The organism is Paenibacillus foliorum (assembly GCF_013141765.1).
Taxonomy (GTDB): Bacteria; Bacillota; Bacilli; order Paenibacillales; family NBRC-103111; genus Paenibacillus_S; species Paenibacillus_S foliorum.
Map to the genome: position 1 here is coordinate 1 of NZ_WHOD01000052.1, position 15,873 is coordinate 15,873.

The following is a 15,873-nucleotide window of genomic DNA, read 5'->3' on the forward strand; positions in this document are numbered from 1 at the left end:
CCGGTTGCTCCAGTTTCACCTGTTACTCCCGTTGCTCCGGTTGCTCCTGTTACTCCAGTTGCTCCAGTTTCACCTGTTACTCCCGTTGCTCCCGTTGCTCCGGTTGGTCCAGTTTCACCTGTTACACCCGTTGCTCCCGTTGCTCCGGTTGCTCCGGTTGCTCCAGTTTCACCTGTTGCTCCCGTTGCTCCTGTTGCTCCTGTTGCCCCGGTTGCTCCAGTTTCACCTGTTACACCCGTTGCTCCCGTTGCTCCTGTTGCTCCGGTTGCCCCAGTTGCTCCAGTTTCACCTGTTACACCTGTTGCTCCCGTTGCTCCTATTGCTCCAGTTTCACCTGTTACTCCCGTTGCTCCGGTTGCTCCTGTTACTCCAGTTGCTCCTGTTGCCCCGGCTGCTCCAGTTTCACCTGTTACACCCGTTGCTCCTGTTGCTCCGGTTGCCCCAGTTGCTCCAGTTGCTCCGGTTGCTCCAGTTTCACCTGTTACTCCCGTCGCTCCCGTCGCTCCCGTTGCTCCTGTTGCCCCGGTTGCTCCGGTTGCACCCGTTACTCCAGTTTCACCTGTTACACCCGTTGCTCCCGTTGCTCCTGTTGCTCCGGTTGCCCCAGTTGCTCCTGGTTCACCTGTTACTCCCGTTGCTCCCGTTGCTCCCGTTGCTCCCGTTGCTCCGGTTGCTCCTGTTGCTCCCGTTGATCCCGTTGCTCCGGTTGCCCCAGTTGCTCCAGTTTCACCTGTTACTCCGGTTGCTCCTGTTGCTCCTGTTGCTCCTGTTGCTCCTGTTGCTCCAGTTTCACCTGTTACTCCAGTTGCTCCTGTTGCTCCGGTTGCCCCAGTTGCTCCCGGTTCACCTGTTACTCCCGTTGCTCCGGTTGCCCCAGTTGCTCCTGTTGCCCCAGTTGCTCCTGTTGCTCCTGTTGCTCCTGTTGCTCCTGTTGCTCCTGTTGCCCCAGTTGCTCCGGTTGCTCCTGGTTCACCTGTTACTCCGGTTGCCCCAGTTGCTCCTGTTGCCCCAGTTGCCCCAGTTGCTCCTGGTTCACCTGTTACTCCGGTTGCCCCAGTTGCTCCTGTTGCCCCAGTTGCTCCCGGTTCACCTGTTACTCCAGTTTCACCTGTTACTCCAGTTGCTCCTGTTGCTCCTGTTGCTCCTGTTGCTCCGGTTGCTCCTGGTTCACCTGTTACTCCAGTTGCCCCTGTTGCTCCGGTTGCTCCGGTTGCCCCTGTTGCTCCGGTTGCTCCTGGTTCACCTGTTACTCCGGTTGCCCCTGTTGCTCCCGTTGCTCCTGGAGGACCGCCTGCTGGTCCTGTTACTCCTGTTACTCCGGTTGCTCCTGTTGCTCCTGTGGCTCCTGTTGCTCCTGTGGCCCCTGTTGCTCCTGTTGCACCTGTTACTCCGGTTGCTCCTGTTACTCCTGTTACTCCTGCTGCTCCGGTTGCCCCTGTTGCTCCTGTTGCTCCGGTTGCCCCTGTTGCTCCTGTTGCTCCGGTTGCCCCAGTTGCTCCTGTTACTCCTGTTGCTCCCGTTGCGCCTGTCGCTCCCGTTGCCCCTGTTGCTCCTGTTACTCCCGTTGCTCCCATTGGTCCAGTTGGACCAGTTGGACCAGTTGGACCATAATAACCGCCGTCTTCAAATTTAATTTCGATTTCTGTTCCGTTATACAGTTCTATTTCAACTTCCTCAACTTGAATCCAATCGATGATTCCAAGAAAGTTTGCAAGAGCTACCTCTCTCTCAGCCTCGCCTTCATCTTCATCGAAGGATAACTCGTACTTTTCTCCGTTATAATATTTTATTTCAATTTCTTCGATATCTTCGATATCCAACGAATCAATAACTTGCATGACCTTTTCAAGTTTACTCAAGAAGCCTGCCACCTCCTCCTATAAATTAATAATTTTAATCTTCATCTTCATCTTCATCTTCATCTTCTCCGTCTTCTTCCTCAGCATCTTCTCCACATGGCAATTCTATTGAGATTTTAGTACCGTCCTCGTACTTAAACTCTATTTTGACTATTTGATCTAAATCAAATTTCTTCAACCATTTTTTTAACGAATTTTCAGAATCGTCATTAGAGTACGATATCTTTTCTCCGTTTTTTAGATGAACTTCGACTTCTATAGGATCTAAATCGAGAAGGGCTTTTATTAAATTTTTTAATGCCTCCAAAATACCTCACCCCTCTCTTGTATAAATTTGAAACATTCTAGTTTCATTGTGCATTATATGATTAGTAGAAAGGCGTGCTTGGGTGAATAAAAGAAGGTATAAGCGGATTTTTACATTTACTACCATATAAGGCATTGAAAAGCGGTAATAATATCACACATAATAGTAAAATTTTTAACCTTGAATAAAATCTGAAACCTTATATAGTAAAAGCAGCATGTCAAAATGCTAGTTTAGAACAAAATCGATTTCTCATCCGCTGGAGGTTACAATATGAAGCGTAAAAATATTATTCTAATAAGCGCAGCTGCAATAATCTTGCTGGGCATTCTCTGTACGGCCAAACTATATACTAGCAACGCTAGTAATAATGACTTTGTCTTTACTGTTGATGGAATTCCTGTGGCAAATGAAGAGTTTTATATTTTTTACCAAAACAATAAAGCAATGACGGCGAACTATTTTAAAACAAAATATAATATCGATTACAGTGCAGCTTTTTGGACAAGCACTTACAATGGCGAGAATCCCTCAGATTATGCTAAGCATAAGGCCATAGACGAATTGAAAAAATTTAAAATAGAGCAGCTTATCATGCAAGAACACAAAATAATCAAAGATCTTAGTTTCGATCATTTCACGGATAATTTAGATGCCGAAAATAAAGAAAGGCGCAGAAAAATTGAAAATAAAGAGCCTGTATACGGATTAACGCAATTTAACAAGATGCAATACTATTCTTATTTGCATGCTACTCATTACGCCAATATGATTAATTCCTTAATGGACAACCCCGCCTACAATTCGAGCGATTCTGTGTATCGAGAATATTACGAAAGGCAAAAACACTTTTACAGTAAAGGCTTCAAGCTTGAAGGCCAATTGATCACAACAGCTAGCCCCACCTACGAAACCATTTTTAAGTCGATTAAAGAGGGGAAGCTTGATTCGGGTAACAGTATTGTGCTAGAGAACTTGACCTTGAACTTGGAAGAGATATCCAAAGAAGAGCTTACTAAAAGAAGCCTATACGAAGTAGCACTTAAGCTGAATGAAAACGAGTTTAGCGAAATTTTCCCCTATAACAATGTAAATGCCATCTTTAAACTCACAAAAAAACAATCGCTAGGCTATAAGAGTTTTGATGATGTAAAGTCAGACGTAAAAAAGCTTTACATCAATGATAAGATACAAGAACAAATTACAGACCGTCTGAAGACAGCAAAAGTGATTATTAATCAACCGGTTTATGATAAGCTTATGTTGAACTAGCTTATAATGTCTTCCATCTCGTCCCTATCCTCGCGCCTTTTTCACCAAAAAGAACTCCTCCCTGGCAATATGATTGCCGGAGAGGAGCTCTTTTTGTTTAAATCAAACCTATTTCTCTTAGAAGTCTCAGCATGATTGCAGCTGCCTGAGCGCGCGTTGCCTGTTCACTCGGAGCAATTGCAGATTTACCTGTCATTACGTCTACTGTTCCATTAATGAGTCCATGTTCTATACACCAAGCAAGGTCACTTCTTTCACTTGCTGATACTTTGTCTGCATCCATGAACTTACTTAATTCTGTTAGATCGGCATCCACAAGGCTGCCATCTTTCAAATATTGGGCCGCGGCAACTGTTGCCCTTGCCATTTCAGCTCTTGTAATGGGAGCATTCGGCTTCAGGCTGTTTCCTTCAATCCATTTAAGAAGCCCCGCCTTATGGGCAATTGCCATATTTGCATAGTACCAGTCGCCTGATCGAACATCTTCATACAAGCTCTGATTGTCAGCAGTTTTTGGCAATCCCATTGCTTGAATCAGCATCGTGATATACTCAGCTCTAGTAATTTGTGCATCTGGATTAAATCTTCCTTGACCTACCCCACTTAGCAGCAGTCGTGAGCTTGCTTCTTCTATTGGTGCTTTAGCCCAATGCTCCATCGTTACATCCATATATGAGGCATGATGCTCTACCAAACCATATTTACTGTGGCTTGCGGTTTTGATTTGCATGTAGGACTTTCCATCTATTTCTACATACTTGGCCGTTCGTATACCTGCTGTCTTCTCCCCGTTTTCTCCTTCACTTATTGATAATGCTGCTACTACTTTATCTTTGAAGGACGGGCTTACCTCAATCAGCATTGTTCTTTGGCTATCGAAAGCTTTGACTTCCATAATCTGACCATTCGGCGCTTCAAGTCTTAGATGAACATTATACATACCGGACACGAGATTGAAGCCATCCAAGCCTGATTCCGCACCAAGTGCCTGTTCAACGACCTTTTCATCCTCAGGTGTTAACTTGGTAGCTTCTACCTGAACGTTAACCTTTAATTGATCCTTAGTTGTTTGGTTATTCTGCAGGAAATTATCGATACCTACAACCTTACTAGTTACATCGGTGGCTAATTCATAAATAAAGCCTTTTAAACGGATTAGAATTCTCACTCCATCGCTTACTTGCTGTGACTCTTTGAGTTCACCACTGTTAAAAGTCAATGAGACCCGTTCTTTGTCCTCAACATGAATCGTGACCGTTGCTGTCGCAGGATCGAACTCATGCTTGGCTACAGTGCCGTCATCAGCTATCACATTTACGACTCCCCCACCTTCCGCTGCTCCAGACGGCGCAGTTGAATGATGAGAGCTTGAATTATTGCGATAAGGTATTTTAGTGCTTTCGAAAGCCTTTATCGCTATATTTAGTTCTGCTTCTGCCTGATCCACTTCTTGCTGTGCTGCGTCTTTATTACTTACTACTGCTTTTGCACTCGTTACTTCCTGCTTCAGAGTGTCAACCGCACTTTGAGGGTATTGTCCCGTTAGTGATCCGACTGCAGCTGCGCCTAATTTTCCTTCTGCTTCCGCAATCTTGGCGTTCAATGCGTCTTTGTTGGCTTTTGGTTCCGTCGGGTGGTCCGTTACTATCTCACTGTCAAATGCAATTACCGCTCTTGCCAATGCGATTACAGCCTGATCCACTTCTTGCTGCACTGCGTCTATATTACTTACTACTGCTTTTGCACTCATTACTTCCCGCTTCAGAGTGTCAACCGCACTTTGCGGGTATTCTCCCGCTTGTGAACCAACTACAGCAGCGCTTAATTTTCCTTCTGCTTCGACAATTTTGGCTTTTAATGTGTCTTTGTTGGCTTTCACAATCTCTGTCGGTGTTTTCGTTAGGGTCATCCTTTTGCTTCCAACCGTTCCCAAAGCATCTTGAGCTGTTGCAACGACCGTCACTTCACCCTCCATATCTCCTGAAGAAAATACCCCTTCAGTTGTAATGGAAGCATTGGTTCCATTCTGATTGTTGACGGACCAAGTCACTGCTTTATTGACGGCATTATTAGGCGTTATGACCGCTGATAAGGCTACCATTCTTCCTACTTCCAGAGAATTTTCACCATTTGGAGTTTTGACTTCAATTCCCTCAACAAGAACCGGTTGATTCGTAACCGTAATGTCGAGAGGGCCGTCAAAGCCTCCGTCTTCAGAAATTGCATGCACTCTCGCCGTTCCATTCACGACAGCCGTCACAAGGCCTGTATTGGAAATTTGGGCTACTTTAGTAGAGCTTCCGTCTGTATTAAGAATTTTCCATGTAAGCTTCTTGTTTGTTGCGTTAGACGGAGAAATCGTAGCAATCAGCTGCAAGGTGCCGCCTGCTACATCTATGCTCTTCTTATCATTGGTGCCTCTAGTGCTCACTTCTGTCACAGAAACATATTGATTGGATATCGTGACATACATTTCCGCTTTAAGCGAAGGATTAGCCACCGATTGCGCAATGACCTTGACCCGTCCATCTTTGATTGCCGTCAAGAGACCCGTATTAGAAATCATAGCTCTGCCTGTTTCTTCCTCCAGGCTCCAGATCAAGCTGTAATCAATACCAGGTAACTGATTCGGAATCAAGCCGCCTTTGATCTGAAGCGTACCTTTATCGGTTGTAATCGATGTAGCGTTGTCCTCTCCCCAGATTCTCACACCGTCGATTTGAGTAGCATTTACTTTGACAGTTAGAGGAATCGCAGTCGCATTCGTTCTTGGCACGACAACTCGGATATCGTCATAATAGAAGTTACCTGCGGAGCTGTTCCATAAATTCATAAGTGAAACTGCCCGAAAACTGGATGAATTAAAAGTACCTGCTGGCTGATCATCAATAAACATGTTGACCATCGGACCTGTATAATCCCACTTTAATTCATGCCAGCCAACGCTGCGTGGAACATTGGACACGGACCAATTTGTAGTTTGGAATCTCGTAGCAAATTGGGAAGCAGAACCAAGTGAACCATCATAGAATAAGCCTAGTCCCATAATTTTTGTATTATCTCTGTAAGCCCCAACACTCCCAACCGCCCGGTTCGCCTTCGTTGTTCCATCATCATAGATCCACATCGAGGCTATAGCTTTCATGTCGGTAGAGAACGCCTTACTCATAACACTTTTGACTGCATTAATACGTTTCAGGCTGTATGCACCGGAATGGGCTTGCTCTGTAGAAGATTGCACCGAAACGGCATAGTCAGTTCCACTATCCATAGCAAAGTCGCCTAGCGTACCATCCTCAAATCCTTCCGAATACACCACATCTTCGTACGAAACATTAGCCGTTACATGTATTTCTGACGCACTGCCTAAATCCCCAGTAACTGTCAAGAGGCCATCTGAATCGATAGATACATTGGAATTGTCCGTGCTGTAGGTGACACTATTCAACCTAGGCTCGTTCAGTTCTGTTACTTTCTTTTTAAGTTCTCTTGTGCTGCCATCGCTCATCACGTTAGCAATTTTCAAATTAATTTTGCTGTTTGTTGCATCTAGATAAGGATAATTCGCTTCGACTATCATATCGCTTGTAGTTGTGATGGGTGCTTTAACCGTAATTTTAGTGGTAGCTGCAAGTCTAGGATCTGCTGTACTTTTTACGGTAATATTCGCAGTTCCTATAGCTACAGCTTTAACAGCCCCATTGGAATCAACCGTTGCCACAGATGGCTTATCGCTTTCCCATGTCATTGTTTTATTCCATGCTGTAGCAGGTTCAATTATCGTACCAAGAAGCGATGCTTCCCCTACGAGCAATGACACATTGGCCTGGTTAAGCTCAACTGACGTCGGCAATACTTCAGTAAAGGTATGAGTAGGGACATCATTAGTAAATTGGTGAATTCCGATATCACTAATACTGCCTAGCGGATTACCGAACATATCTTTCGTTACATCTGTAAAAGTAGACGGTAAGTCGACCTTCCAGCCAGCGCCAATCGCAGGCGAATTCGCCAGGATTTTGTAAGCTTCCAGCTTGGATACATCAAATCTATTTTTAGCTGTAATCACGTTCTTAGGGATTTCTCCGGGTCTTGCCAGCTGGGGATTCACATACAAGTTATTGGCAAGCTCTACACTTCCTGCAACCCCTCCAGTCGTCAGGATGTTCGGGTAGAAAATATTGTTCTTGATATAACCTTGCGTCAGATCTACATTGGCAAACCTTTTCACCTTACCCAGTGTCATCATGATGTTGTTGGCAAACTTGATATAAGGAGTGCTGTTATTAAATACAGTTGTAGCTATATCTTTCCCTGTAAAAATGGTATTGTTGTAAATCCAAGGAGCCTTCGTATAGGAGGATGGATGGTAAAAGAACAGCTCAGCCCCATTCCCATCGTTCACACTTAGATTATAACGGAACACGGATTGACCCGTACCCATGAATAAAATGATACCGCCTCTGTTTTCATGACTGTAGTTATATTGGTAAACAATATTGTCACTATACAGGTCGACATCCCACGCTTCTCCATCGTTGTACCCATATATGCCGCCAAAGGTTTCATTATATTGGAAAAGAGTATCCTTACTGCCATAAACCCAATTTGCTGCATAGTTCAAGGAGCCGACATTCGTGTTGGCATAACGCAAAATCGTATTATATTCGACGATACCGTTGTAGACATCCTTATCGCCATTATCAGCAATGTTACTAATAACCATACCGTCGCCCTGTACGTCCTGAATATAGTTGTTTTTAAAAACTATATTGTTCATAACCTGTGGAGCCCCACCGTTGGATGAACCGCTAGGAGCCATACCTGCATTTCGGATTCCTTCTATGGCAACATTGATAACTTTATTTCCTTCAACGAGGACGTCGGAATAATTGCCCAGTATCAGGATCCCCCCTGTCATTTTGTAAGCAGAAGGGTCTGAGTTAACGTCATGAACATAGCAATCCCTAATCACGATATGCTTAAGCTGATTTTGCTCCCATTCAGTTACCGTCACTCCCTTTTCGTTCAATGCGATAATACCGGCTCTCATGTTTTTCGTTGTAGCATCGTAGTTGGTAACCTCCAGGTTGCTAATCTCCCAGAAGCTTTGGTTTCGGACCTCAACCGTTGCGGCATAATGCTGACCGGCCACACTGCCTAATGGCATCACCAAGTTGACTCCGTCAGCCTCATCCGTTCCCATACCATTAAAAATAGGCCGAACTTCAGGATCAGTACTTCCATACTTATCAACTTTAATAGGAAGTCCTTCTGCACCGCTTCCATTCAGTCTAAGCTGACCGTTCCAGATGTCGCCTGCTTTGAACCCTATTTTATCGCCGGGACTGAATGTGGATGCATTCACTTTGTCCAGGCTTTTCCATGCTGTTGCTTCACTCAGACCGTCATTCGCATCATTACCGGACGTAATGCTTATATAATAAGTATGGTAAGACTGCCCGGAAATAGTAATCACGCATTGTCCAGCAACGCCGCTTCCATCTTGTGCTGTTGCTTTTACCGTTACGGTTCCATTGGAAATGGCTCTTAACAGACCTGTGCTGCTGATCGTTGCGCTTCCCGTACCATTTTCCACGGTCCAGACTACGTTTTTATTTGCAGCTTCAGCAGGGATACCAACGGCCTCCATTTGAAGAGAACCAGCTAACGCTGTTATCGATGTGGCACCTCCAGCGCCTACTACGGTTACAGTTGTAAGCTTTATCGCAAATGTGAGAGACAATATATTACTTTTAACATTACTCCCGTCCTTCGCAGTCGCCTGGATTTGGACGGTTCCGCTTTTTACAGGTGTCACTACACCTGTATTCGATACAGCTGCGACATCCGTACCTTGTATAACGGACCATGTAACAGCCTGATCTCCCGCATCTGCAGGCAAAGCTGTTGCGCTCAGCTGAACAGGATCCAAAGTTCCAAAGCTTGTCGCTCCCGATGGAGCTTGTATGGATAATTCAGTAACTTTGACGGTTTGTCCTGAAATGGTTACCACAAGGCTATTGGATACTGCCGGCTTGACAGCAGACGTTGCCGTTACCTTTACTGCACCGTTCCTTATAGCCGACAATACTCCGTTTGAGGATATGGAAGCTTTGTTGGTCGGTGTGCCGTCTTGATTTTCCACCTTCCATGTAACCTTCGATGATGCGCTGGAGGGAGTAACAGCTGCAGTCATTTGAAGACTGCCAGCATCTGCTGTAATGGTGCTTGCTCCACCCTGTCCTGAAACTGTTAGACTATCAATATCGCCAGTACCAGCTGTAACGGGTATGGATAATGCAGATGATGTACTTGTCCCAAGCTTTGTAGCTTTAATATCGTCATAATAGGTATTACTGTTGTCGGGCTTCCAATTTCCGACCAATGCTATGTATTGATATTGAGCTTCCGCGTTCGTAGCTGCTACTTGTGCACCATCAATATACATGGTGGCACCTGTACCTGAGGTGAGATCCCATTTGAACTCATGCCAGGCCGGTGTCGTTCCACGAGCTGCCGAAGTTGGGGAGAAAGAAGAGGTCATAATTCTTGATACGAATTGGGTGCCTGATCCTGTGCCTCCATCCCAGTGCTCTCCAAGAAGCAAGCCATTGGAAATGTCCACCCCGTTGGTAGCGGCATTAAGCTTTGTGCCTACAAAAATATTATTTCGCGAATTGCCTGCCGGTGTCCCATTATAGACCCATGCCGTAACCGTACCTTTCATGGCTGTGCCCATGTCTGCTCTTAATGTATTGTTCGTTGTGCCGCTGTTATTTCGATTGGCGCTGTAAGAACCACTGTGAGCAGGAACACCAGTTTTCGCTACAACCGAGGTAGTTGCGGTGTTAGTAGCTCCCGGATCATGTGTAAAGCTTCCTAAAGTCCCGCCTTCAAAACCCTCAAAATAGACAACATCTAAATAATTGACACTCGCACTAACATTCACAGGAACTTGCCCTGATGAGCCGTCATAGGTTAAAATGCCTGTCGTATCATCAATCGTCACCCCTGCAATAGTTGATGAATAATGAACGCTGTTAAGCTGCGGATCTGTTGAATTGGACGCCGTATTTTTCTTGAGCTCTTTATCAGGTCCGCTGCTCATCTTAGCCATAACCTTTAAATGAACCTGCTGATCGTACGCAGAAATTTCCGTCTTGTCAGCACCAACATAGGTACTTACTACCGTTGGAATAGTCGGCGTAACGACGGCTGCATGAGCTACATGCCTCTCAGTTGGGAAATAAACCATATTCACAGCCATGAGTAAAGTAATTCCTAAGGACACAGCACGTTTAATATTTTTACTCAATTTAATTGTACTCAACCCCTTTAAGCTTATTATGAAACGCTTACATTGCTGCCTGAATCGTCCAGTCGCATTAATCATAATACTCGAAGCTGAATAGAAAGAATGTGCACGATGTTTACTATATCGTGCACAATTTTTACTCTATACTATATGTCTTACCGATAATCCTTTGGACTGACGCCAACATACTTTTTGAATACCTTGGAAAAGTAGGTCCGTTCCATATACCCAAGCTTGAAAGCAATTATTTCAGTACTCTCCATACTTTCTTTAAGAAGCTTGCAAGCAATGTTCATTTTGTAACGGTGTACATAATCCGTAAAATTCATGCCGGTTTCCAATTTGAACGACCTGGAAAAATAACTCGGATTCAAAAACAACGTATCCGCCATATCGACGAGCGTAATATTCTCGGATAAGTGCTCAGATATGTACCGGTCAATTTGCTTTAACTTCATATTTTTCTCTGAGCTAGACGTGCCACTGATCATGATTTCTTGAATTCTTGACTTCATCAATTCAACGGCTGCATCCCATCGCCCACATTGCTGCAAACAGCGGTGAAACGAGTCTTCTCCCTTTAGATCACGCTCAAATTCCATAACTCTAATCCATTGCGAGCATTTTCCCATCAATTCAACTGGATCCAACTGCTGATGCTTAGCCTTTTCCTTGATCTCCTCCAAAGCGATGGTGATCGCATTATCATCACTGTCCTTAAACCCTTGTACGAGACGACTCCAAAGCGCTTCTAACGTCACCATGATCTCATGGTTCCACAGCTTCAGCTCGGACGACGGCAGTACGCCGAAAGAAATTTCACTGTAAAAAGCCTCTCGGTTATCCTGCTTTAAGCTCCGCAGCTCTTGTGAAATATTAGATATCCCTTTAAAAGGCGAAGAGTAATAAACATGAATCCCAATTCGGAGAAAACTGTGAATTTTCTCCCGAAGGGAGGCGAGAAAGCTTGAGAAGCGCTCCACTATATTGCAGCTCAAATTCGGTTGATAATTAAGTATGCACAGGAAATAGGACTCCTGATCCGTCAAGGTGGTTATCTCCAAGCTACCATCCAGCATTTCTTCTGCAATATTCGAAATCGCATACAGCAATATGGGCTCATCCTTATATCGGTATCGTTTAGGAAATGAAGCATAATTCAAATTACCCATAGCTATCATAAAATGGGAATGCTTCCACTCAATTCCGAGTTGTTTACCTGAGGTAAGCAAATCATCATGTCTATCCTCCAGCGTTAACTGCTTCAAGAACTGCCGTTTTAGCACGTCCTTGTTCATGAAAATTTCTCGCTTGTAAGATATTTCCTCGAGCTGCTGCCGAACAGTCTTTAGATCCTGAACCGATTTCCGTAAGCTCTCTTCCAGCTGTTCAGCCGTTATCTCGTCTTTGATAAGGTAATCATCAGCGTCAAGTTGAACCGCTTTCCTCGCATAATGAAACTCCTGGTGACATGTCAAAAACAGGATTCGCACTTCAGGCTTGAGCTTTTGCATCTCTGCAGCAAGCTCCATTCCATCCATTAACGGCATGCCAATATCCGTAATAACAATATCGGGACTAGTCTCCCGAAACAGCTGAAGCGCTCGCTTGCCTGAATGAGCCACTGCCACGATTTCGATTTGCAAAAGGCCCCAATCAATAAGCTTAGATAAATACTTGATCATCGGCACATCGTCATCCACCAGCATTACTTTGTACATTGCCCGATTCTCCCTTAGGTTGCTTAATTTGTAGTAGCTGCACCTGCATTCATTCTGCCTTAGATAATATCGGAATACTGACACAAACGGTGGTGCCGCCATCATCATTAGCAAGCAGATGAATAGCTGCTTCAGGGCCAAATGTTAACCGCATCCGCTGCAGCACATTTAGCAGGCCAATTCGTTTATAGGATTCATGCTCCTCAGTACTTCCAGCCTCCAGCATTACATTCAGTTCTTCCCGGATGTTTGTCGAAATTCCTACCCCATTATCGGAAATTTGAATCTCCACTTGATTGCCGATTTGTTCCGCAACTATGAGGATATGTGGATGGCTCTCCCCGCTATCCGCAAAGCCGTGTATGAAGGCGTTCTCTACAATAGGCTGCAGCAGCAGCTTCGGTATTTCAAGCTCTGCACATTCTGGTGCTACACGTATTTCTGAATTCAACGAAAGATCATTTCTCATCTTCATGATCTCTACATAGTCACCAAGCAGTTTGCACTCACTTCGCAATGATAAAGGTTCAGCCATTTTCATGTAGGCACGCAGAAGACTCATGAGCGATTCGATTAACCGGGTATGAACCTGGTCGTCAGACAAGCTCAGATTGCATTTAATAGAATTGAGTGTATTTAACAAAAAATGCGGCCGAATTTGAGCATACAAGGCTTGAAGCTCCAATACCCTCTTTTGCTCCTGCTCCTGTTCGATGTCGATAATCAGCTTATTTATTTGCTCGACCATGCCATTCAACGTTTTGCCCAGTTCGGCAATCTCGTCCTTACCCTCCTCCGGAAAGGTGATTGTACGGTTGCCTTTACCAAATTGCTTGATACTGCGCTGCAGCCGCAAAATCGGATAATGCAGCCGTTTGGCTACCACTATCGAGATGATAGAAAACAACAGGAAAAAGGGGAGCATCAGCAAAAGTGACAGGTAAAAGGTCTTGGACAGCTCACCTGTTAACTCTGATTCGGGCGTCTCATAGACGAGCTTCCATCCGGCTTTCTTGATCAATGCTTCATTACGGATATTCCTACTCACCCCTGAAGTTCTCTCATATGGAATATCAACAGCTCCAGCAATTCGCTGCCCATCCGCGTCAAATAAAGCAAGATGCTCAATAGATACCTGCTGAAACATCTTCCCGAAGTAAATCTCCGGCAGCCCGATATAAAGTGTACCAAGTAATTTATTATCAGAAGGATCACGGATTACTCTGGACAAGTAATAGGTCTTAACATTTCCGGATTGTACCATTCCGAGCCATTGTATCTGTTTCGGTTCACTCTCATTCACACGGGACTTGACGCTCTCCCACTGTTTCATAACCTGCTCCGGTGTCGGATACATATCGTACGCTTGCACGATAAAGCCCGCATCGTTTACCAAGTACATGAAGATTTCATTGTTCATTGTTTTGGCCACGACAAGACTGAAAAAATCTTTAATCAGCAAATACTGCTCCAAATGGCTGCCGTTCTCAATCCGTTTAACATTTGAAAAAGTACGAAGCGTATTCCGAACATTTGCGTCCTGAACGAAAAAATGGGATGCGAAGGTCAAATCGTCAATCATTTTCGATATATCTTTTGTCATAACTGCCAAAACATTATCATTGCTGAGCATCAGCTTTTCCTTCACTTGACGATTCGTCATAGAGTAATTAAGAAAGGCAACCATGATCGTGGGCAGCAAAATAAGCACCAAAAACGAAATTTGGATGCGTCTGTAATAGGTAAATCGAAACAGATGCCTCATGTAGCTGTCTCTTCTCCTTCGTTGTCTGCAAGTATTGGCGATATGTTCCTTCCCATATTAGTATAAAGGCTCTCAAATCGCCAAGACCAAGAAATGGAAAATACCCTCTTTCCAGATTAGCGGACGGTTTATGCGCAAAGAGGACGCTAAATCAGCGTCCTCATAACGATTGGTCTTATTTACCTTTACTTTGTATTTTGCTTGATCAGCTTGTCCCCTTCACCCATCATCCATTTCTGGGCATCTTCAGAGGACATGTTATCCAATAGCACCTTGGAAAGTCCGCCCTCAAGAACCGCTTTCAGTTGACTTGCATAAGGTACCGCAATATCTGATGAAACTGATGTTCTAACACGTTTATCATACAATGTGCTCGTTAGCGACTGCATGTCGATCAGATCCTTCATATTTCCAAACAGGCGTTCCACGATAAGCTTCGAATCACTCTTTTTCCACCCAGACAATTCAATTCTAGCCTCTTGTTCAGTGGACATGTATCGGATAAACTTGTAGGCTTCTTCCTTATATTTCGAGTTTGCTGCTACAGAAACATAATTCCCGCCGATATTCGTCAGTCCCGGCTCTGCATCCTTGGAGGAACGCGGTAGAGGGGCCACAACGGTTTTGAACGTATGCGGATACTTAGCCGTATCGCCAATGTTCGGAAGCGCGAAGGTTGCTGTCATTAACATGGCCGCTTTGCCGGTCAAGAATTCGTTGTTGTAATTCAGCTTAGCACCGATTACATCCGCCAGTGGCTTAACCGACTTGTCATCCTTTTCCATCGCTTTACGAAGATTAAAGAAATATTTGAAAGAAGCATCTTCGAATTGCGGTTTGAGGTCTATCGTCAAGAAAGGATTTTTCTTATCTGTATATACAATTGGATTCGCATACTCACCCCAAGAATGGAAGTAAGCCCCAAAACGCTTGTTGTTGTCATCGCCTTTGCTCAGCTTTTTGGCATAGTCGCGGAAATCATCCCATGTCCAGTCAAATGACGGTACAGGCAGATTGGCTTCCTTCAATGCATCAGCATTCAACAGTACCAGCCAGTTGCTCGAATTATTCATCAAAGCATAGCTTTTCCCCTTAAACTTCGGGTTGATATAATATTCTTCATCAGCATTCACGTTATCCTTCTTGTAGAAATCGTCAAGCGGAGCCAGTACGCCTTGAGCCGCTCGAGCGATAGTTTCTTCAATGCTAGGGAACATGACAACATCTACCTGTTCTCCGGACGACATGGTTACATCCAGCTTTTTCAAAGTTTCCACCGAATTGCCGGGTACAAGCGGAATAGACTCAACCTTAATATTAGGATTTTTAGCTTGATAATTCGCGATTAGTTTTTGGGTAGCAGCCTCAGCAATGTCTGGATTCCAGTTATAAAACTTCAGAGTCACATTTTGAGCGGGCTTTTCTCCTGAAGCCTGTGATGGTTTATCCCCACCAGCATTATCCGGCTTGGAAGCACATCCTCCCAATACACTTACAGCGACCAAAGCACTGCTTAATAATACGGCACTTGTTTTTTTCATATCTTTTCCCCCTAGAAAATATCGTTTATATTTGCATATTACAACAGCCGCTTTCCAAATGATGTGCAATATTTTGTGGCGTTTGTGCAT

At 44.5% G+C, this 15,873-nt stretch carries 7 protein-coding genes; 1 reads left to right on the forward strand and 6 read right to left on the reverse strand.

Annotated features, from left to right (window positions below; translation table 11 throughout):
* Together GC093_RS11985 and GC093_RS11990 are read right to left on the reverse strand one after the other, a co-directional pair.
* Positions 1 to 1,859: hypothetical protein (locus GC093_RS11985; RefSeq protein WP_216624603.1), on the reverse strand; the 1,859-nt coding region annotated here is incomplete at its 3' end.
* A gap of 34 nt (positions 1,860 to 1,893) precedes the next feature.
* Positions 1,894 to 2,166 carry a hypothetical protein gene (locus tag GC093_RS11990; protein WP_171652111.1) on the reverse strand — a complete coding sequence of 91 codons (273 nt, stop codon included), beginning with the start codon at positions 2,164 to 2,166 and terminating at the stop codon, positions 1,894 to 1,896.
* Between the two features lie 273 nt (positions 2,167 to 2,439).
* On the opposite strand from GC093_RS11990, the gene GC093_RS11995 reads away from it, so the two are divergent.
* On the forward strand, positions 2,440 to 3,438 hold the full coding sequence (locus tag GC093_RS11995) for a peptidylprolyl isomerase (RefSeq protein WP_171652112.1): 999 nt from the start codon (positions 2,440 to 2,442) through the stop codon (positions 3,436 to 3,438).
* A 97-nt stretch (positions 3,439 to 3,535) separates the two neighbouring features.
* Here the strand turns inward: GC093_RS11995 and GC093_RS12000 are convergent, their stop codons facing one another.
* The 4 genes from GC093_RS12000 to GC093_RS12015 form a co-directional block, all read right to left on the reverse strand.
* Complete coding sequence (locus GC093_RS12000; protein ID WP_171652113.1) at positions 3,536 to 10,771, reverse strand: Ig-like domain-containing protein; 7,236 nt, start codon at positions 10,769 to 10,771, stop codon at positions 3,536 to 3,538.
* Between the two features lie 140 nt (positions 10,772 to 10,911).
* Positions 10,912 to 12,477 (reverse strand): response regulator transcription factor, encoded by a 1,566-nt coding sequence (locus GC093_RS12005; protein ID WP_171652114.1) that lies wholly within the window; start codon positions 12,475 to 12,477, stop codon positions 10,912 to 10,914.
* Between the two features lie 49 nt (positions 12,478 to 12,526).
* Positions 12,527 to 14,242 carry a sensor histidine kinase gene (locus tag GC093_RS12010; protein ID WP_171652115.1) on the reverse strand — a complete coding sequence of 572 codons (1,716 nt, stop codon included), beginning with the start codon at positions 14,240 to 14,242 and terminating at the stop codon, positions 12,527 to 12,529.
* A gap of 185 nt (positions 14,243 to 14,427) precedes the next feature.
* Positions 14,428 to 15,783 (reverse strand): ABC transporter substrate-binding protein, encoded by a 1,356-nt coding sequence (locus GC093_RS12015; RefSeq protein ID WP_171652116.1) that lies wholly within the window; start codon positions 15,781 to 15,783, stop codon positions 14,428 to 14,430.
* Positions 15,784 to 15,873: the final 90 nt, after the last annotated feature.

Bases quoted from the DNA above. Each gene is read 5' to 3' on its own strand.
- GC093_RS12005 (WP_171652114.1), bottom strand. From the start codon at position 12,477: ATGTACAAAGTAATGCTGGTGGATGACGATGTGCCGATGATCAAGTAT.
- GC093_RS12010 (WP_171652115.1), bottom strand. From the start codon at position 14,242: ATGAGGCATCTGTTTCGATTTACCTATTACAGACGCATCCAAATTTCG.
- GC093_RS11995 (WP_171652112.1), top strand. From the start codon at position 2,440: ATGAAGCGTAAAAATATTATTCTAATAAGCGCAGCTGCAATAATCTTG.
- GC093_RS12015 (WP_171652116.1), bottom strand. From the start codon at position 15,783: ATGAAAAAAACAAGTGCCGTATTATTAAGCAGTGCTTTGGTCGCTGTA.